The 19,541-nt window shown below is 48.0% G+C and carries 14 protein-coding genes and 1 tRNA gene; 6 read left to right on the forward strand and 9 right to left on the reverse strand.

The window, feature by feature from the left end:
- The 5 genes from IDAT_RS01065 to fabA all read left to right on the forward strand — a co-directional run bounded on the left by IDAT_RS01065 (position 1) and on the right by fabA (position 4,551).
- Complete coding sequence (locus IDAT_RS01065; RefSeq protein WP_034729399.1) at positions 1–246, forward strand: hypothetical protein; 246 nt, start codon at positions 1–3, stop codon at positions 244–246.
- A 336-nt stretch (positions 247–582) separates the two neighbouring features.
- Positions 583–987 (forward strand): hypothetical protein, encoded by a 405-nt coding sequence (locus IDAT_RS01070; protein WP_034729400.1) that lies wholly within the window; start codon positions 583–585, stop codon positions 985–987.
- A 177-nt stretch (positions 988–1,164) separates the two neighbouring features.
- Positions 1,165–2,031: a TraB/GumN family protein gene (locus IDAT_RS01075; RefSeq protein ID WP_051986491.1), complete on the forward strand. Its 867-nt coding sequence runs from the start codon at positions 1,165–1,167 to the stop codon at positions 2,029–2,031.
- Between the two features lie 14 nt (positions 2,032–2,045).
- Positions 2,046–3,959, forward strand: coding sequence for an AAA family ATPase (locus IDAT_RS01080; protein WP_034729402.1), 1,914 nt, complete (start codon positions 2,046–2,048; stop codon positions 3,957–3,959).
- A gap of 79 nt (positions 3,960–4,038) precedes the next feature.
- Positions 4,039–4,551, forward strand: a complete 513-nt coding sequence (fabA, locus tag IDAT_RS01085; RefSeq protein WP_034729404.1) for a 3-hydroxyacyl-[acyl-carrier-protein] dehydratase FabA — start codon at positions 4,039–4,041, stop codon at positions 4,549–4,551.
- A 67-nt stretch (positions 4,552–4,618) separates the two neighbouring features.
- On the opposite strand, the gene rmf is transcribed toward fabA, so the two are convergent.
- The 5 genes from rmf to rlmKL all read right to left on the reverse strand — a co-directional run bounded on the left by rmf (position 4,619) and on the right by rlmKL (position 11,019).
- Positions 4,619–4,792 carry a ribosome modulation factor gene (rmf, locus tag IDAT_RS01090; protein ID WP_034729406.1) on the reverse strand — a complete coding sequence of 58 codons (174 nt, stop codon included), beginning with the start codon at positions 4,790–4,792 and terminating at the stop codon, positions 4,619–4,621.
- Between the two features lie 193 nt (positions 4,793–4,985).
- Complete coding sequence (locus IDAT_RS01095; RefSeq protein WP_034729409.1) at positions 4,986–6,740, reverse strand: DUF3466 family protein; 1,755 nt, start codon at positions 6,738–6,740, stop codon at positions 4,986–4,988.
- A gap of 7 nt (positions 6,741–6,747) precedes the next feature.
- Positions 6,748–8,655 (reverse strand): ATP-binding cassette ATPase Uup, encoded by a 1,908-nt coding sequence (uup, locus tag IDAT_RS01100; protein ID WP_034729412.1) that lies wholly within the window; start codon positions 8,653–8,655, stop codon positions 6,748–6,750.
- Positions 8,652–8,891, reverse strand: a complete 240-nt coding sequence (locus IDAT_RS01105) for a glutaredoxin family protein (protein ID WP_034729414.1) — start codon at positions 8,889–8,891, stop codon at positions 8,652–8,654. Before IDAT_RS01105 ends, uup begins: the two co-directional genes overlap by 4 nt.
- Complete coding sequence (gene rlmKL, locus IDAT_RS01110) at positions 8,884–11,019, reverse strand: bifunctional 23S rRNA (guanine(2069)-N(7))-methyltransferase RlmK/23S rRNA (guanine(2445)-N(2))-methyltransferase RlmL (protein WP_034729417.1); 2,136 nt, start codon at positions 11,017–11,019, stop codon at positions 8,884–8,886. Before rlmKL ends, IDAT_RS01105 begins: the two co-directional genes overlap by 8 nt.
- A gap of 177 nt (positions 11,020–11,196) precedes the next feature.
- Between rlmKL and IDAT_RS01115 the strand changes: the two genes are divergently transcribed.
- A tRNA-Met gene (locus tag IDAT_RS01115) sits at positions 11,197–11,273 on the forward strand.
- On the opposite strand, the gene IDAT_RS13085 is transcribed toward IDAT_RS01115, so the two are convergent.
- The 4 genes from IDAT_RS13085 to IDAT_RS01130 are packed head-to-tail and all read right to left on the reverse strand — an operon-like array spanning position 11,252 to position 19,507.
- On the reverse strand, positions 11,252–13,075 hold the full coding sequence (locus IDAT_RS13085) for a bifunctional 2',3'-cyclic-nucleotide 2'-phosphodiesterase/3'-nucleotidase (RefSeq protein WP_081909703.1): 1,824 nt from the start codon (positions 13,073–13,075) through the stop codon (positions 11,252–11,254). The two genes, IDAT_RS01115 and IDAT_RS13085, sit on opposite strands and share 22 nt — an antisense overlap.
- Entirely contained in the window at positions 13,047–13,598 is a 552-nt protein-coding gene (locus IDAT_RS01120; RefSeq protein WP_034729419.1) for a cell division protein ZapC domain-containing protein, read from the reverse strand. Before IDAT_RS01120 ends, IDAT_RS13085 begins: the two co-directional genes overlap by 29 nt.
- A 58-nt stretch (positions 13,599–13,656) precedes the next feature.
- Complete coding sequence (gene pyrD, locus IDAT_RS01125) at positions 13,657–14,664, reverse strand: quinone-dependent dihydroorotate dehydrogenase (protein ID WP_034729421.1); 1,008 nt, start codon at positions 14,662–14,664, stop codon at positions 13,657–13,659.
- Position 14,665: 1 nt separating this feature from the next.
- A complete protein-coding gene (locus IDAT_RS01130) occupies positions 14,666–19,507 on the reverse strand; it encodes an NAD-glutamate dehydrogenase (RefSeq protein ID WP_034729423.1) in 4,842 nt (1,613 codons plus the stop codon).
- Between the last annotated feature and the right edge of the window lie 34 nt (positions 19,508–19,541).

Raw genomic sequence — 19,541 nt, forward strand, 5'->3', positions numbered from 1 at the left:
ATGAAAGATTCATTTATGTTTTTGGTTGAGATATTCGAGGGATTGCGGTCTGGTTCGTTACTGGCCGACCAGGTTGCAGACAGTTTTTTAGCGTCAAACAATGTTTGCCCTGGTATGCCGAACTATCCAACGGAAAAGGAACGGTTAATCGAAGCACTAACGTCTGTTGCTCAGATAAAATGTGACGATTACCGCCTAGTCATTATCGAACAAATCGCTTTGCAAGACGCTTTTCGCATTCACTAATGAACCTGGTTTGAAAAGCTGAACCCGTCTTTCTGCACGAAAAAATCAAAAAAATCGCTTTCACAAAAAACGGCTAACGCTCGCCGCAGTCAAAAACGAACACGCAGCGAAGCGAGTATTCGTTTTTGCGAGGAAGCGTCACGCCAAAGGAACTCGAAAAAGGAAAGTACACACCTAACCCGAACAATTCCTCACCTAAACCCGAACGGGCAAAAGGTAAGGTAATACTGGACTTTTGTGCCATTTTTGGCAAAACCCCATCATCAATAACACACCTCATATTCGCTTAACCTTATGAAAATACTATACTTATCGGCTTATTGGGGAGTTTTTAGCGTGGATCACCAATTTAAAACCGATTTTGTTACCGTCTACGGCTTTAATTTTGCTGCTGCTGCGGCTGACCTGGGCGTTTCTGAACAAACTATTTTGCGTTGGTACCAGGGCAATCCGAATCCTTTAGCCAGGCGATTAGTTTCCATTATGGCGCGTGGCTATCTTCCTGAATATGCGCCTTTTGATACCTGGCAAATTGTAGGAACTGAATTGCATACGCCCTGGGGAAACTTCCCGGCTGCTGAAGTTGAGTATTTAAAACAGTACAAGTGGCAAGCCCGAACCTTGTCGGCTCGGTTCCGCTCTTTACCAGGTGCTTACAAAGAATTGGAGGAAAGGTTAAACCGGATACTTGGGGAATCGGAAGAACTGCGAACTATTATCAAGCGCATGAATGGCGTTTAGCCATTCCAATAAATATACATTATGCGCAATAAATTTAAGGTTGTTGTGAAGGTCATTTCGCGCTCATTTATTCACGATTTGTTGCAGTTCTTGTCGTTGCTGTTCATGGCAATCAATTTGCGAGCGGTTTAGAATGCTTCTCGTTAATGCATTGTTAACTTCAATAAGGAAGCAAGTATGAAAATGTCTAAACTCGCAACGCTCGTTGGTGCTGGTCTATTGTCTTTGAGCACAGCCCAAGCATCACTGCTGTATAAAATTAGCGGTAATGAGATGCAGGAACCGTCTTACCTGTTCGGCACCATCCACCTAATTTGCGCGGAAGATTTTAAGGTTGCTGAATCAACACAAGCCGCTTTGCAGGAATCTGATCGCGTCATTTTGGAACTTGATATGGATGATGCTGAGGCCATGCAAGCCATGCAAACTAAGTTAATGGATCCCGAAGGAAATAGAATTTCTGCGCATTTGAGTGAAGATCAACAAGCAATGCTTGATGCGTTCTTGATGAACAATTTTGGTGCGGGTCTGGCTGCGTTTGATGGTATGCGCCCTTTCATTCTCAGTACTATGGTCATGACGACGCAGATGGGCTGTGCCCAGCAAATGTCGTTTGAGGGCTATTTCGTGCAACAGGCTATGGGCCAAGGCAAAAGCGTAGATGGGCTTGAAACCGTTGATTTTCAATTCGGTGTATTTGAACAAATTCCGCATCAAGAACAAGTTCAGTGGTTGATTGAATCTTTGGAACAGCCTGATAAAGCTAAAGAAGAATTCGCGAAGATGCTTGAATTGTATCTTGCCGAGGATTCGCAAAGCTTGTATGACATGATTGCGGGGATGGATGCCTATGCCGAATATACTGAATTACTGCTCGACAACCGTAACCGTGATTGGCAAACCAAGCTAGACGCGGAATTGCAGGCTGAAGGCAGTGAGTTTATAGCGGTTGGCGCAGGTCATCTTGGTGGCGAAGCTGGAGTAGTCCAACTTCTGCGTGATCTAGGGTATGATGTCGAGCCTATCGCAACATCTGCTGAATAATAAGGATTTACTCTATGCGTGTCGCTGCTGATCAGCTTCAACCCCCTGTCGAGTCTTGGGCGCAACAGCGTCCAGCTGCAGTCAAACCTGATCCTTTGGTCGGGCAAACGCGGGCTTTGACGGCGATTGAACAAACTATGCTGATCGGCGGTCGATACGCGCACGGCTTTGTGGTGACCACGCCTGGCCTGCGCATTGTTGACGTGTTACAGGAAGTTCAGGCGCGACATCAATGGTTGCATTTCGAACGTTTTGATTGGCTCTATCTAGCTAACCCTGACTCCGCCAGCGAGCCATTGTGCGTGAATGTTCCCGCAGGTCAAGCTCGGACCGCTCTAGAACAGCTCATGGCGTTGTTTCAGACCGACGTTAAACAACGCACTGAATTGCTTCAGCAGTTGCAACAAGACTTCCCTACTGAGCGTTTTCAAGCGTATGTAGCGCGGGTGCAAGACAAAACTTTTGATGACCTGCCGGGCAATGAGTTGGCGACGATAATTGTCGAAACTGAAGCACAGCAAGATGAATTTGTTTTATGTGATCGGGTGACAGACGCGAGCCTATTCGGCAGCATTCGTTTGCAGTCGGTGGCGGGTACCATCACTTCTGAACTTCATTTAATTCAGCCAGGCGCATTGTTAAAAGCAAACGGCGGCGTGTTAGCGATTGATGCCGAAGAATTGCTATCGCAACCGGGGCTATGGCGTAAGTTAAAATATGTACTGCGCACCAGTCTCTTTCACTGGCCACAACCGGGCGAAGCAAATATTGCGGCTTATTATCAACCAGAGCCCGTGCCGATTCACCTGAAAGTCTTGCTACTCGGTGATCGTAATATCTATGCCCAGTTACGCGAATTAGATCGCGATTTCGATAATTTGTTTCCTTATCTTGCGGACTTCTCGGCACATTATTCTCTGGCACAGCATGAATTGGTGCCCTACTTTGATTACTTAGCTTATGTTGAGCGCGAAGCAGCGACTTTACCCGTCGATGCATCTGCCCTACCTTATCTACTGAAATACGCCTCGCGGCTAAGTGATTATCAGACCGAGTTAGCACTCGATACAATTGCATTGATGCAGTTTTTGCGCGAAGCCGATGCCTTTGCTAAGAAACAACAACGGACAAGCATTGACGCTGAAGCTATTTTAACGGTCTTGCAACAGCGGTTATTTCGCGAGGGGTATATTGCTGAACTAAGCCGTCGCCAAGTCCTCGAAGGTCAGGTTTATATTGCCACCGAAGATGCTGTGGTAGGTCAAGTTAACGGCCTTACAGTGGTTACCATCGGTGGCACAGAGTTTGGTGAAGCCGCACGGATCACCGCAACTGTGCACTACGGCGATGGCGATATCATCGATATCGATCGGAAATCGGAACTGAGCGGTAATATTCACACGAAAGGCGTGATGATTTTATCGGCCTACATTGCCAATGTGTTTGCCCGCAGCGAAGAAATGCGCTTATCGGCAACTATTGTCTTTGAACAGTCTTACTACGAAGTTGATGGCGACAGCGCCTCACTGGCTGAGCTGTGCTGCTTGTTGTCCGCGCTTGCTGAAGCTCCGGTTGCGCAGGGGTTGGCGATTACCGGTGCCGTCGATCAATTTGGCCGAGTACAAGCGATTGGCGCAGTGAATGAGAAAATTGAAGGGCACTTTGAGTTGTGCCAAGCGCGCGGCCTTAATGGTAAACAAGGGGTGATTATTCCTCGTGCCAACTTATCGCAACTCAATTTGGAACCACAAATTATTGAGGCAGTGAAAGCGAATAAGTACCACGTTTACGCGATAGACGATGTTGCCGAGGCGCTTGCATTGCTGACTGGTGAGAATCAACAACAGCTGTACGCTCGTATTGAAAAACGCCTAGCTGAACTACAACATTGCGAACCGGAAGCTCCCTGGTACAAAAGGATTTGGTAAACATTACTTGTCGGACTTGTTTAGCGTACAAGTGTTCGCTAATCTAGCGAGCACTTGATTCGTCAACGACAAGGTATTTATGACACAAGCTAGTTTTACTCGCCAAGACCTTCTTGACTGTGCAGAAGGCAAAATGTTTGGACCTGGTAATAGTCAACTTCCTGCGCCCAACATGTTGATGATGGACCGTATCGTCACTATTAACGACGATGGTGGTGAGTTTGGCAAAGGCTATATTCACGCTGAGCTTGATATTCATCCAGATCTTTGGTTTTTTGGCTGCCATTTTAAAGGTGACCCAGTGATGCCTGGGTGTCTCGGACTCGACGCAATGTGGCAGCTAACCGGTTTCTTTCTTGCTTGGGCTGGTGGTCCAGGTCGTGGCCGGGCATTGGGTGTAGGTGAAGTCAAATTCACGGGGCAAATCTTACCGACCGCTAAAAAAGTGACCTATCACATCGATATGAAACGAGTGATCAAACGTAAATTATTTATGGGCATGGCCGATGGTCGTGTCGAAGTCGATGGTAGAACTATCTACACTGCGAAAGATTTGAAAGTAGGCTTGTTTACCGATACGTCTACGTTCTAGTTCGGAGCCGAATTGAGACAAGAAAAAGCCCGCTTCGTGCGGGCTTTAATTTATGCTGTTAATTTTTTCAACGATAGAGGCCTACACTGCGCGCTTCTTGCGCATCACGCCAACCGCCTAGCCACTGGGAGCGAATTTCCTGATTTTGATATGGACAAAGCTCTTTTGAGCGCCCCGCTACACCTGCTTTAAAACCTTGAGCATGAGCTCGTTCTAAGCGATCGCGTTTCTGTCTTTTCATCATTTACTTCCTCGTCCAGTTGTTCATGTTCTTAACTGTTTTTCTAAGAGCGATTTATTTCACTCTTGTAATAATAGATAGCAACTTCGGACGGGAGTTCAATAGCAAAAAAAAACGCTTTTTCAGCTGGCTTGCTAAGCTACTGAAAAAGCGTCAGATCTATCCTAAGCTTTTTTTAGAACAAGTTTGCTAATTAAACTCGAAACCAGCGACGGACCGTAATAAGCCCACCGATCAATAACATAGAAATAAAACCCAATAGACCTGTGGCGGCGCCTTGACGCTCAATTTTGTTGTCTTCGACTGAACAAGCATTCAGCTCACCACCGGTTGGATCCATGATAATGGTTTTGGCGATTTGCAGGTCAAAGGTCTCGCCTTCGTCACCTGTACGCGACTCTTCTTTCACAATTGTCGCAGCAATTTCACCGTTATCATTAATCGCATCGGCGCTTGCGATGAAAAGGTTCGCATCACAATCTACGGTATCGTTTAAATTTACAAAGCGTGCGTCCGCGTCACGACTATCGTAAATAAAGCCAACACGACGGCGTTGTGTTGAAAGTGAGGCTTCAATTTCACCAGAGCCAACGATCAAGCCGTCATTATTGATTTCATTTGGGAAAGTACTTGAGCCGATGAAGAATCCAGGCAGTTCAGTCAAAGTATCGGTATCGATGTCGTAAATAAAGCCGACATAACGTTGGATACCCTGAATACGTTTGATAAGGAAACCGACAACCTCGTTGTCATCATTGATGTCGTTGGCCGAGCCCCAGACATATTCTGGATCTTCAGTGATCGCCTTCACTTCACCATCGATAAAGATTGCTGGCATTTTAATGCGCCGGCCCACTTCTTCGATACCTTCGTAATAGGTCCAACTTTGGCCAACGGCAACACCTTGGTTATTCACTGCGTAGGCATAACTTGAGAAGTCGTTTTCATCTTCTTCACCACGGTCCATTAGAGTGCCGTACTGCTGCGAAGAAATAACCTCACCGTTTGCGTCGAGCTGCCAAACCGTTGCGGCCATATCGTAAATCGATTGATTGGTACGAATCTGGTTGTTGGTGTAAAAGTCTTGAAGGTTCTGCGCAATACTATTCTGCAAGCTGTACCAACGTTGCCACATACACACATACACCGAACGATTGGTCGTACCTTCATCTACTGCCGTTTGACAGTTTTCCGCAGTTTCAACCGATTGCGGACTCAAGGCAACACTGACAAAACCAGCAGCGTAATTCGTGTCGCTGATATCCATCATGACTGTTTCGCCACCAAGGAAGCTCTGCTCAGGAGCCGCATAAGTTTTGCTGGTGATACCATTAGACCACAGCGCCTGACGCGTAAAATCGCGTTGTGCGTAGCTAATCGTGATTTCTTCAGGCTGCTCCTCAGTACCACCGGTATAGGTAAAGTCTTCGTAGCGATAAGGAGCTGTACCCCAGCCTACACGCACATCGTTGTTATTTAGACCATAAAAATAATGGTCAGTGCTATCGGCGGTTTCTGGCGTTTGTGGGTCAGTATCATTGAAAAACTCATTGAAGGTGACATCCTGGCCATTAAAAAAACCAGCAAAGTTATATGAAATACGCGGATTTTCGAGTAATGGGCTTGAGCCGTCACGCAAGATTCCGACCAGTCGATTGTATTGCACGTAACTTAATTCGTAATTTTCCAGATCTAAGTCTTCATCGTTAGGATCGATACCGAGCGATGCCAAAGTACTGGGCTGTAAACGGGTTAAATCGATTTCTAAGTCGGTAGGAAACTGTCCTAAAACTACTGCATGACGATTATTATTGAGTGCGGTTGGGAACAAGTGTTCCACTGTCTCCGGTGTTTCAAGTTGCTGATAATCATAGGTATCAGCCTGTGTAGTTGGAATCATCGCTGTTGCAACAGCAACGCCCAACACCCCTAAAGTAAATTGTTTCATACGTGCTTCAACTACTCTCTTTTTGTAAATTTTCGAGTTCTTCCCAACGCTCAAGCGCAACCATAAGTTGTTCTTCAATGGCTGCCAAGCGTTCCAAAACAGGCGCGGTTTCTGTGTGCGGGCGCGTATAAAACGCAGCATCTCCCGCTTGTACTTGCAGTTCTTCTAACTCAGCTTCCAGCGCCTCGATGTGTTCTGGCAGTAAATCGAGCTCGCGTTGTAGCTTATAGGATAACTTTTTCTTCGGCGTCGGAGAACCTATGCTTGCAGGCTTTTCTGACTGCTGTGCCGGTAATTTAGTTCCCGAGCTTTTTTGATGTGTTAAATAGTGCTCGACATCATTAAAATCGCCGACAATCTCGGTGACCCTGCCCTCACCCTCGAATAATAAAATACTCGTTGCGGTGTTATTCACAAATTCACGGTCGTGGCTGACTAAGATAACGGTGCCAGGGTAATCTGCAATAATTTGTTCCAGCAGTTCTAGGGTATCGATATCGAGATCGTTGGTTGGCTCATCGAGCACGAGTAAATTGCTCGGTTGCAAAAAGAGCTTTGCCAAGAGCGCTCGATTACGCTCACCACCAGATAGCGCATGCACAGGCGTGCGTGCTTGTTGTGGGGCAAACAGGAAATCCTGCAAGTAACTCAAAATATGGCGCGTTCGGCCATTGAAAGTGATGTCCTGTTTGCCGTCACCAACATTTTCTGCGACTGATTTCTGTGGATCAAGTAAGGCGCGATGTTGGTCGAAATAAGCAACTTCTAGATTAGTACCAAGTTTAACCTGCCCACTATCGACTGCCTGCTGTCCCAAGATGACTCGGATAAGTGTACTTTTTCCGCAGCCATTTGGTCCCACCAACGCAATGCGATCACCGCGCTGCAAGGTAAGATTAAAGTCACGGAGTATCGGGCGCCCATCAAATGCAAGTTGAATTCCTTCACCTTCGAATACTAGCTTGCCTGAACGCTGTCCTTGCTGCAGCGCTAGGCGTGCAGAGCCTTGCTGTTCGCGTCGCTGCTGACGCTCTTTGCGTAACTCTTTAAGCGCCCGTACACGACCTTCATTGCGGGTGCGACGGGCTTTGATGCCTTGTCGGATCCAGGTCTCTTCTTGTGCGAGCTTTTTATCAAACTCAGCATTTTGATTTGCTTCGATTTCGAGTAACTCTTGTTTTGCCACGAGGTACTGATCGTAGTCACCCGGAAACGATGTCAACTGACCGCGATCCAGATCAATAATTCGTGTTGCTAAACGGCGAATAAACATTCGGTCATGGCTGATGAAGAGTACGGCGCCATTAAAATCTAATAATACTTGCTCAAGCCACCGCACCATGTCGATATCAAGGTGGTTAGTAGGCTCATCTAATAGCAGTAAATCAGGTGCTACCACCAACGCGCGAGCTAAGGCCACGCGGCGCAACCAACCTCCAGATAGCGATTGCATCGATAGTTCGGGATCTAAACCCAAGCGCGTGAGGGTTTGTTCAATACGGGTTTGTAGTTGCCAGCCATTGTTGGCTTCTAACTGGGTTTGCAGATTTGCCAGCTGGTTCATCAAGCTATCATCGCTCGGATTTGCGGTGAGTTGTTGCGAGATCTCATGGTAGCGTTTGAGCACCTTACCGACATCGGCAAGTGCTTCGGCAACGTAGTCATACACCAGTTGTGCTGAATTTGCGGGGGGATCTTGCGGCAAACGCGCAACAACGGTATCTCCGACGGCTTGGACGATGCCATCGTCTAGTTGCAGGTCGCCTGCTATTGCTTTTAACAAAGTAGATTTACCCGCGCCATTGCGGCCGACCAAACACAAACGTTCACCAGCTTCGATGACAAGGTCGACATGGTCAAGAATGGGTTCACGACCAAAAGCTAATTGTGCTTGTTGAATGCGTAATACTGTCATTGCTCAATAAACTCCAGCAAGGTCGTTGGGTCAAATGGCCAGCGTAGCTCGGCGTCGTCGGTGGCACGCACTAAAACTGGGATCAGCCAAGCATACTCTTCGAGTAAATCCGCTTGCTGGCTGATATCGACCCAATGCAAACGCAGAGGTTCTTCCAATTGCAAACTGTTGAGCATACGCAAAGCTTCATCGCAAAGCGGACAGTTGGGTTTACTCAAAAGATAAAACTCAGTCATGCCAATGGGTCACCTTGAACAAGTGGTGAATACCTTTGTGTCGCGCAAAGTCAGTGCTGATAGAACGCTCAGTCCAATTCTCGGCGCGCAGGAAAGCTTCGGCAAGCCCTTCTTCATCAAGTTTGAACTTACGCTTATTATTCGAAAACAAAATTACCCCATCATCTTTGAGCAGACGCGCGGCAAGTTTTAGTAACATCACATGGTCACGCTGAATATCAAGCACGTCATGCATGCGCTTCGAATTCGAGAACGTCGGCGGATCCAAGAAAATCACATCAAACCTTTGCTGCGGCCGTTGTTCTTGTAACCATTGTAGACAGTCAGCTTGCACCAAAGGATGTTGTCGCGGTTGCAGGCCGTTCAGCTGGAAATTCTGTTCGCCCCACGCCAAGTAGGTTTTCGATAAATCCACCGAAGTAACTTGCTTGGCTCCCGCTAACGCGGCGTGAACGGACGCGGTGCAGGTATACGCAAATAAATTAAGAATGTTTTTGCCCGCACTCATCTTGGCCAACTGACGGCGCGCCCAACGATGATCTAAAAACAGCCCGGTGTCCAGGTAATCACTCAGATTGACCAAGAACTGTGCCTCATACTCATGCACGACAGTGGTAATATTGCGCAGTTGCTGGCGCTGGTACTGGCTTTTACCACTTTGTTTCTGACGAACTTTAAGGTGCATATTCGCCGCAGTGAACGGCAGAACTTCAGCTAAAGTATCGAGTAAAAACCACAAGCGCTCTTTGGCCACGGCCGGTGGAATGTCTTTTGGTGCTGCATATTCTTGAATCACGAGGTGATCGTTGTAAACGTCCACTGCTGCGTTGTACTCAGGAAGGTCTGCATCGTACACGCGCCAAGCACTAACCCCTTCTTTTGCCGCCCATTTCTCGAGTTTCTGATAATTTTTCTTAAGTCTATTTGCGAGATCGCTGGATTGCTCTTTTGTAAATTCAATTTGTTCTTTATTGAGATCATAAAGGGCCAATATGACATCTAAAGCGCCGTTGAACAGCTTATATTTCTTATGACTACGCAATTTTAAGCGCTTTAGCAATGACTCATCGCCCGCCAGAATAGCGATTTGCCAGCCGGCAAAACTAGTGCGCAACCGTTGGCCAAATCGGCGATAAAGCAACAGTGTCTCGACCTCCTCGCCTAATCGCTCGCCATAAGGGGGGTTGCAAAGCAATAAACCGGTCTGCCCCGCTAATTCCTCTGGTAGAGTAAACTGAGTTGCGTCTTGTGCGCGCCATTCGCAAAAATCAGTAAAACCAAGTCGTTGCGCATTCTGGTCAGCAATCGCAAGGACCTTCGGATCGTTATCAGCACCCAAAATCTTAAGTGAACGTGCAGCTTTGGCATTCGTTAGACGCTGTTGAGCCTCAGCAACCAGTGCGTGCCATGTGACATCGTCATGCTGCAACCAAGCGTTGAAACCCCACCGTTCGCGCAAGAGTCCCGGAGCGTGATCGAGTACGATCATCGCTGCTTCTAGCAATAAAGTGCCTGATCCACAGAAAGGATCGACTAATAATTGAGTGGACTCATCTACTCCTGCCCGCATCGCGATAGCAGCTGCAAGCGTCTCACGCACTGGTGCCGCGCCTTGCGCTAAGCGATAGCCGCGCCGATGAAGTGCATCGCCGCTCAAATCAAGGTACCAAGTCAGTATATTGTGGTGTAAGTGCGCGTGGATCCGAATATCGGGCTCTGCTTTATCGATGCTTGGGCGTTCTAAGCCTTGCGCTCGGAAGTGGTCGACAACACCGTCTTTCACTAATTGTGCGCCAAATTGGGTATGCCGAATTTGTTGGTTTTGCCCAGTAAAGTCGACAACAAAACTTTCGTTCGCCGTGAAATGCTCATGCCAAGGCGTCGCTGCAATAGCAGCCGTGGTACTCTCTAGTTTAAATCCAACTTCAGTTTGCCCGAGTTGTAGCAAGATACGACTGGCTAAACGACTCCATAAACAAACTCGATAGGCTTCAGGTAGCGACGCTTGGAAACGACAGCCGGCAATAGTTTGTTGTACTTCACTGAGGCCGAGTTGTTTCAGTTCATCAAACAACAAAGGTTCGAGGCCTTTGGCGCAAGTGGCGAAAAGTTGCAGTGCTGCGGTCATTTAGAGCGGAATCCTAATTACGAATAATAGCGTGCATTATACGGTATGCGAACGTGGCTGTATTGTCGGATTTGGAGGAAAAAGCAGCAGTTAGGACGATAATGGTCAATTTATCAGCGATTGAACAACTTAGTGATTGCTATTCCTCAGAACACTGGTAACATGCGCAGCATCGGACGCGGGGTGGAGCAGTCTGGTAGCTCGTCGGGCTCATAACCCGAAGGTCGTAGGTTCAAATCCTGCCCCCGCAACCAATTACTTGCCAATGATTTTCAGTTTCTTCTGTATAAGCTCGCTCGGGCAACGCTGCTAAATAACCTAACAACACATCACCAAGCATATCTGCGCCACGTGCAACTGTTCTCTCACCGGTTAAGTGTGGAAAATCTCCACCACCGTTTGCACGATAATTATTCGTCGCAACATAAAACAGCTGTGTTACATCAATTGCCTTGCCCTGCCAGCGTAAATTTTGAATGCGTTGACCTACCGGCTGTGAAAGGTCAATCTGATAATCAAGACCGAAAATGGTGTCATAGTTGTAATGCGGAAAATCTTGATTCAGCACCTGCCAGCAGTCTGCTTGCGTCCCCTCGTTTACTTGCACAAAAGCTTCCGCACTGCGTTCAAGCCAGTCCCTTAATTGCTGACCATTAAGCTCAACTACGTCGAGCGTGTTTGGGTAGCGGTATAGATCGCCAATAGCACCGCGCGTCAAAGCTCCAGCGGCAACGGTGGTGGCGGTGCCAGCCTCGCTAAAGGCAGCATCAAAAGGCGCTGCAGCACTTAGCAACGGTCTTTCAGGTAAACCACTTGCACGAATCAGTTGTTGCGCTTGCCACAATTGCGCGCGCTGAACAAACTGCACTGCAGCACTCGGTTGCCAACGCGCGGTGCGATAACTTAGTGCATGTTTAGTGGTTCCCACTGGCTGTTGCATAAAGGCCAGTGTAGCTTTGTGCGCTGGTTCCACCAGAGCGACTAATTCAGCTGCCGCCTCGCGGTGATGTTGTACAGCACGCGCACTGACCTTGAAACCTGAGCGCTGCCAACGTTGCTGTTGTTTATCGTAAGCTAGTTGTAAGTCGATAACACCCAAATGACTACCGTATAATCCCGGCTGCACCGTTGGAATACCGCGCACCGTCCCCGCCTTGCTGTCGACTTCTGCGAGTTGGTCATAAACTGAGGTACCAGGGAAGACCTCGTGTTGATGCCCCAATAACAGCGCATCTACACCTTCAATCCCAGCCAACAGCCAACCGGTTTGTTCATCATCGTGCGGATTTGGGGTTTGCTTTGGCATACCAGTGTGTGCCGCTAAGATAATGACATCAGCTTGCTGCGCTTGTGCCTCTCGCACTGCAGTTGTTGCGGCACTGACCATTGCCGTCGCCGAAACTTTGCCTTGCAGATGATGCTGATCCCACTGGTTAATTTGCGGTGGTAATACACCAATGACGGCAATTTTTAAAGGAATGGTGCCATGCGGCGTGTTAACTTCACGGTTCAGCCAAGCGGTTGGTTGAATCTTTTGCTGTAGCTCAGGAGCAGCCTTGCTTTGCCAATTGAGATTAGCGCTAATGACCGGGAATTCCGCAGTACGGTAGGTATTCCACAAGTAATCTAAGCCAAAATTGAATTCATGATTGCCCAAGTTTGCTACGTCATAATCTAAGGCGTTGAGCACTGCAATGATGGGATGTGTCGCGGTAGCGACTGGGAGATCTTGTACCGCCCAGTCAGCGAGTGCTGAGCCCTGAATGAGATCGCCGTTTTCAATCAGAACATTTAATGGCTGCTCAGCGCGCGCTGCTTGAATAACGGCTGCGGTGGCGATCAAACCTTGTTGTTCTTTGTCGGCTCCCGCAAAGTAATCATAACTTAGCAGTTGCCCGTGAACATCACTGGTTTCCATGATCCGCAAGGTAACTTCGAACGACTCTGAAGTTGATTGGTGATTGGATTTTTCAAGCATAGGTGAACAGCTAATCAAGCCCCACGCAGCGACTGCTGCAAGTAGCAGTTTACGCGTGACGCAAGTGGTCGTCGTCATAGCTCATTTGCAGGTAATGACTTGGTTGTAAGCGATTGCGCAAAACCTTTATCGCATCAAATTGCTGCATGATTTTGACCTCTGATAAGGTCATCGATGAACTTAAAAGCATGCACTCAGCGAATTCCGCATCAATACTCATGATCGCAAACACCCCAGTTTCGATGCCGGAATTAAGCTCCACCAGTGCGCCCATTTCGAGGTCATAATTAGGCACTTCGATGCAGGTTTGAAAGTACCAGCTCTGTGGCATTTGTGGGCGCCCGAAACGCATTAATATAGTGCGGTTCAAGGCTGCTTGAGTGAGCAGCATGGGCTCCCAGAGTTCATAAGCTGAAAGTGCATCGTAAAATTCTTGGTAGTTTGCCGCATCTTCCATGCTAAAAGCTGCATGCGTGGGCTGTAGAGGAATAAGCCGAGAGGCTTTATAGGGACACTTGTGCACTAACCCGTGATCGAGTTCAACGCTGAGCTGTTCATGTTCGGGATCGAAGTTCCAGCGCCAATGTTGCGATGCGTGCACTTTGCTTACCTTCTTATTGTTATGCGTTGTGCCATAACATAGCTAAGATACGACAAATTTACAAGCGATTAACGATATCAGCAATCAGCTTTGGACCCTGATAAATAAAGCCCGTATATACCTGCACCAAGCTTGCCCCTGCAGCCAGTTTTGCCTTGGCACTGCTATAGGAATCGATGCCCCCTACCGCGATAATCGGAATTTTTTGATTGAGCAAAACCGATAACTGCCGAACCACCGCGGTACTTTGTTCAAATAGGACAGCACCACTGAGACCACCAGCTTCATCGGCAAAAGGCAAGCCTTTCACCGCTTCTCGACTAAGCGTGGTATTGGTCGCAATCACGGCGTCTATTTCATGTTTAAGCAGCGCTTGTGCCATTTGTTTGATTTCTTCATTGCTCAGATCGGGTGCGATTTTGACCGCTAAGGGAACGTATTTACCATGCTTAGTAGTCAGCGCCATCTGCTCTTTTTTTAATCCAGCCAGCAACTGATCGAGTGCCTCGCCGTGTTGTAACGAGCGCAAGCCAGGCGTATTAGGCGAAGAAATATTCACGGTAATATAGGACGCGAATGGGTAGACCTTGCGCATACATATAATGTAATCACTGAGTGCTTCGGCATCCGGGGTATCTTTATTTTTACCGATATTGATGCCAAGCACTCCGCGAAATTGCGCGTTTTTAACTTGCTCAACTAAATAATCAACGCCGTGATTGTTGAAGCCCATCCGGTTAATAATGGCTTGCTTTTGCTCAATGCGAAACAACCGTGGTTTGGGGTTTCCAGGTTGTGGGCGCGGCGTTACCGTGCCCACTTCGAGAAAACCAAAGCCCATTTGCGCAAAAGCATCAATGCAATCGGCATTTTTATCTAAACCAGCGGCGAGTCCAACAGGATTTGGGAACTCAATCCCCATGACATGCACTGGCTTAGTTTTGACCTTCTGGCGCCAAAACCAAGCCAAGGGACTATGGGCGTACTTTTTGAGAAGACCCATTGAGATGTCATGAGCTTGTTCTGGGTCCTTCCGAAACAGCCATTGCCGCGCTAAGTTATACATCTTATGCCGTCACCGGTGAGCAGTTGTGGTTCAGCAACATTAATTCACGCAAGGCTACAGAGAACTTCGCGAACTCATGGGTTTTGCTGGTACGGAAATCAGACAACATGTGCTGCCAACGATCGACATAGACCTTATTTTCACTTAGCCAGTTGTCCAACGTCTGTAAACCGTCGGTTTTCGGATCGCTGCCTCTCAACATGCTCAATGTAAGTGAGCGTTGCTGCCAATCAAGCTCCTCGCGGAACGCTGTACGTGCCAACGCTTGCCAGTGGTTGTCCACCGGTTGCGAGTTGATTTGCTCAAGGAACCAATGCAGTGACACGCGTGCGCCCAAGTGAAAATAGGCGTAACCAACAGTGCCCACTTTCCGTGAAGTTTCATGCACGATATCAGCAATATCTAGCGCTGAGAACAGTGTCGAAAGCGTACCTATTTGCTCTGCTAACTTAGCCGGAACCCCCGCATTGGTATAACGCGCGATTTCTTTTTCGATACCTGCGCGCTCATCTTTGACTAAGTATTCCAACGCATTCTTACGCAGGTCATTAAAGGCCGGCATGTAAAAATCGATATTCGCTTGAATACTCGACAATTCGTTACGACGGTGGCGTAGCAACCAACGCGTTGCACGGCGCACGTTACGGCGTAATTGGAACAGCATTTGATTCTGCATATCTGCAGGGATCTTGTTATTACCTGCTTCAATTTGCTCCATTAAGCCGCGCAAGTTGAAACATTCACGGCCGACCACGTAAGCCGCAGCGACTTCTGCTGCTGTGGCACCAGTCTCTTCCATGTTACGGAAGACAAAATTCGGGCCCATGTCATTAACGATATTGTTAGCTAAGCGTGTTGCGATGATTTGCGCGCGCAACGGGTGCGCTTCCATCGCTTCCGCATAAGGTTCTTGCAATGGTTTCGGGAAGGCATTCATCAATGAACGCGCATGGAAGGGATCTGCCATGATCGTATCATCAAGCAATTCTTCTTTCAAAACCATTTTCCCGTAGGCGGTAATGACCGCAAGTTCAGGGCGGGTGAAGCCACGTCCCGACGCTTGGCGTTCCGCTAACTCATCGTCATCCGGCAAGTATTCGAGGCTACGGTTTAACTGCCCTTCACGCTCAAGATGATGCATGAAACGCTGTAACTCTTTGACTTGTTCAGAACCGCGAATTGAGGTGACTGAAATAGCTTGTGATTGACGGTGACAATCACGTAGCACGATTTGTGCCACTTCATCGGTCATGTCATACAATAATTGGTCACGTTGCTTGCGGGTCAGGTCACCGTTGGCAACTAAACCATTCAATAGAATCTTGATATTGACTTCATTGTCTGAACAGTCAACGCCGCCTACGTTATCGATAGCATCGGTATTGATACGTCCGCCATTGGCTGCGTACTCAATCCGACCCAGTTGGGTGAAACCAAGGTTACCGCCCTCGCCGACAATTTTCGCCCGCAATTCTTTGCCGTTAACACGCAGCGCGTCGTTGGCACGGTCGCCCACGTCACCATCGCTTTCTTTGGTAGATTTCACGTACGTACCAATGCCACCATTCCAAAGTAAATCGACTGGCAGGGTCAAAATGGCCCGGATCATATCGGTTGGCGTCATTGATTTCTTTTGCGTATTGAACAGCTTCTTCATTTCCGGTGTCAGTTCAATCGCTTTCGCTGAGCGTAGGAAAATACCACCACCTTCCGAAATAACTGAACGGTCGTAGTCGTCCCACGAAGAGCGCGGTAAGGCAAACATGCGTTCACGCTCGGCATAGCTCTTCTTCGCATTCGGTTCTGGGTCAATAAAAATGTGCATGTGGTTGAATGCAGCCACAAGGCGAGTGTGCTTCGATAACAACATACCGTTACCAAATACATCGCCGGCCATATCACCAATACCCACAGCGGTAAACTCGGTCGTCTGGCAATCTACGCCGATTTCACGGAAGTGACGTTTGACCGATTCCCATGCACCCCGAGCGGTAATGCCCATTTTTTTGTGGTCATAACCCACTGAACCACCAGATGCGAAAGCATCACCTAACCAGAAGTTATACTCTGCCGAAATACCATTGGCGATATCAGAGAAGGTCGCGGTGCCCTTGTCGGCAGCAACAACCAGGTAGGTATCGTCTTCATCGTGACGTACCACATCTTTCGGCGGTACCACTTCACCAGCTACAATGTTGTCGGTAATGTCGAGCAGCGCACGAATAAAGGTGCGGTAACACTCTTTACCCTCTTCAAAGAACGCTTCACGCTCTTCAGGTAACTGCTTGCAGAAGAAGCCGCCTTTGGCTCCCACTGGCACAATAACAGTGTTTTTGACCTGTTGCGCTTTCACTAGGCCAAGCACTTCGGTACGGAAATCTTCGCGGCGGTCGGACCAACGCAAGCCGCCTCGTGCCACTTTGCCACCGCGCAGGTGGACACCCTCCACGCGTGGTGAATAGACGAAGATTTCATATTTTGGCAACGGCAACGGCATCTCAGGCACCAGTTCCGGCATAAACTTCACTGAGATGTAAGGTTTTTCGTGACCATTTGCATCTTTTTGGAAGAAGTTAGTGCGTTGTGCAGCTAGGATCAGCTCAACATAGCGACGGATGATACGGTCGTCATCAAGGTTGGCGACGTTGTCCAGTTCGCTGGTGATACGCGTTTCAAGCGCTTCAACTTTTTTGTCGCGGCTTTTCGTTGCCGGTTCGAACTTGGCATGAAACAGCTTCACGATGAGTGTGGCAATTAACGGATACTTGCCAAAAGTACTCTCGATGTAAGCTTGGCTAAAGGTCGTACCGATTTGTCGCATGTATTTCGCAAACATCCGCAAAATAATCACTTGGCGACCGGTAAGACCGGCGCTTAAAACGAGGCGGTTAAAACCGTCATCTTCGTAGTGGCCGTCCCAAACCCGTGCAAACGCGTTCTGGAACAAGTCCCGACTTGCTTCGAGGTCCAGCGTTGCGTTGCTGTGCAGCATCTGGAAGTCGAGCACCCAGTAGATTTCGCCATTGGTCGCTTTAATTTGATAGGGACTCTCACCGATGATCCGCAAACCGAAGTTTTCCAACATCGGCAACACATCAGACAAATGAATGGGTTCGTCCTTGTGGAATAATTTGAGTCGTACGTTTTTGCTTTGCTCATTATCTTCGCGTGAGCGGTAAAACAACATACCCAACTTGTGGTCTTTGTCGAGTGCTTCCAACTGCTGAATATCAGCAATGGCAATTGACGGTAAAACCTCTTCTTTGTAAGCCCGTGGGAATGCATTTGCATACTTTTTGTTGAGTGCGTTCGCCTTTGAGTCACCAAAAGTACTGTGTAAAATGCGTTCGAAGTTATCTTCCCAAGTGCGGGCCGCTTCAATAAGATTCTGTTCCAATTCTTTCACGTCGATGTCCTGTACCTGTTCGCCCAGTTTCACTGTGTAGTGCGTGCGAGCAAGCGCTGATTCTGAGAAATACGTGGTAAATTCCACGTCGTAACGACTGTTAAAAGTGTTCGCTAAAATGCTTTGGGTTTTCTGCCGCAAAAGCGTGTTGTAGCGCTCTTTCGGGACATACACCATACATGAGGCAAAACGTCCGAAAATATCACGGCGGACAAACACTCGGGTCATGTCACGTTCTTTCATTTGCAGCACACCAACGCCTACATCTAACAGGTCGGCTTCGCTAGCTTGCACGATTTCATCGCGCGGGTAAGTTTCAAGAATATTCAACAGCGCTTTGGCGGCGTGGGAGGTCGGTGCGAATCCTGACATCTCCATCACTCGACGAATTTTGTCGCCGACAAGCGGTACGTCCCGTGCACTGTTATTGTAGAAGCTACTCGAATAGAGACCGATAAAACGGTCTTCACCGATAACTTTACCGTTTTTATCAAAGCGTTTGACGCCAATGTAATCGCAATAAGCAGGACGATGAACTAAAGATTTCGCATTGGTCTTAGTGACGAGCAACAACGCATCATCGAAGGTGCGTTCACGGGCCATTTCTGGCAATGATGAAATGAGGCGCTCTTTGTTATTCGCTGACTTTCGCATCAAACCAAGGCTCGACTCTGCGTTCTGGCGGATCAGATAATCCCCTTCAATCGCTTTTAAATCGTAGCGACGATAGCCCATCAGGGTGAAATTGTCTTTGGCGAGCCACTGTAAGAATCGCTGCGCTTCGCGTAATTGTTTCTTATCGCCAGGGTAATTAATATCACTGAGCTCATCGGCGATTTGTTGCATGCGTTCGCGCATCGGCTGCCAATCGGAAACCGCATAGGTCACATCGTCCATGACCGAGGCCATTTCACGCTTGAGCTGGGCAATCGCGTCTTTACTATTCTGTCGGTCAATTTCGATCAAGAACACTGTATCGACTTCATTTTCTCCACGAGTACCGGCTTTCAATAGTTTGGTAATACGCCCTTCACTGTCGCGTTCATGACTCAACGGTAGGTGTAAAAACAAATGTGAGCTGATGCCCAAACGCGACAGTGCCATACGGATCGAGTCGACCATAAACGGCATGTCGCTTTGAATAATTTCAATAATGGTATGAGCAGATTCCCAGCCGTGACGTGCTACCTCAGGGTTATAAACCTTGATAAGTGCTTTCTCGCCTGGGTGATATTCGTTAAAGCTGTGCCATAACCCCATAATGGCACCGTACAAATCGCTGTCGTTACGTTGCGCAAGTTCGTCATGTGAGACGGTACGAAACATCCTCATGGCAAAATCTTCGATGACATTCGCACGGTCGGTTGCTCTTTTTTGGATGAGCGCGGCCACTTTTTGCAGTATGACGGGGGTCTGGCTTTCGCCAACGGAGTTCATGCTATGTATCCTTGTAACCTAAGAAAAATAGAAC

Source organism: Pseudidiomarina atlantica (assembly GCF_000753735.1).
Taxonomy (GTDB): Bacteria; Pseudomonadota; Gammaproteobacteria; order Enterobacterales; family Alteromonadaceae; genus Pseudidiomarina; species Pseudidiomarina atlantica.

Bases quoted from the DNA above. Each gene is read 5' to 3' on its own strand.
- uup (WP_034729412.1), bottom strand. From the start codon at position 8,655: ATGACAGTATTACGCATTCAACAAGCACAATTAGCTTTTGGTCGTGAA.
- fabA (WP_034729404.1), top strand. From the start codon at position 4,039: ATGACACAAGCTAGTTTTACTCGCCAAGACCTTCTTGACTGTGCAGAA.
- IDAT_RS13085 (WP_081909703.1), bottom strand. From the start codon at position 13,075: ATGACGACGACCACTTGCGTCACGCGTAAACTGCTACTTGCAGCAGTC.
- IDAT_RS01080 (WP_034729402.1), top strand. From the start codon at position 2,046: ATGCGTGTCGCTGCTGATCAGCTTCAACCCCCTGTCGAGTCTTGGGCG.
- rlmKL (WP_034729417.1), bottom strand. From the start codon at position 11,019: ATGACCGCAGCACTGCAACTTTTCGCCACTTGCGCCAAAGGCCTCGAA.
- IDAT_RS01095 (WP_034729409.1), bottom strand. From the start codon at position 6,740: ATGAAACAATTTACTTTAGGGGTGTTGGGCGTTGCTGTTGCAACAGCG.
- IDAT_RS01075 (WP_051986491.1), top strand. From the start codon at position 1,165: ATGAAAATGTCTAAACTCGCAACGCTCGTTGGTGCTGGTCTATTGTCT.
- IDAT_RS01065 (WP_034729399.1), top strand. From the start codon at position 1: ATGAAAGATTCATTTATGTTTTTGGTTGAGATATTCGAGGGATTGCGG.
- rmf (WP_034729406.1), bottom strand. From the start codon at position 4,792: ATGAAAAGACAGAAACGCGATCGCTTAGAACGAGCTCATGCTCAAGGT.
- pyrD (WP_034729421.1), bottom strand. From the start codon at position 14,664: ATGTATAACTTAGCGCGGCAATGGCTGTTTCGGAAGGACCCAGAACAA.
- IDAT_RS01105 (WP_034729414.1), bottom strand. From the start codon at position 8,891: ATGACTGAGTTTTATCTTTTGAGTAAACCCAACTGTCCGCTTTGCGAT.
- IDAT_RS01130 (WP_034729423.1), bottom strand. From the start codon at position 19,507: ATGAACTCCGTTGGCGAAAGCCAGACCCCCGTCATACTGCAAAAAGTG.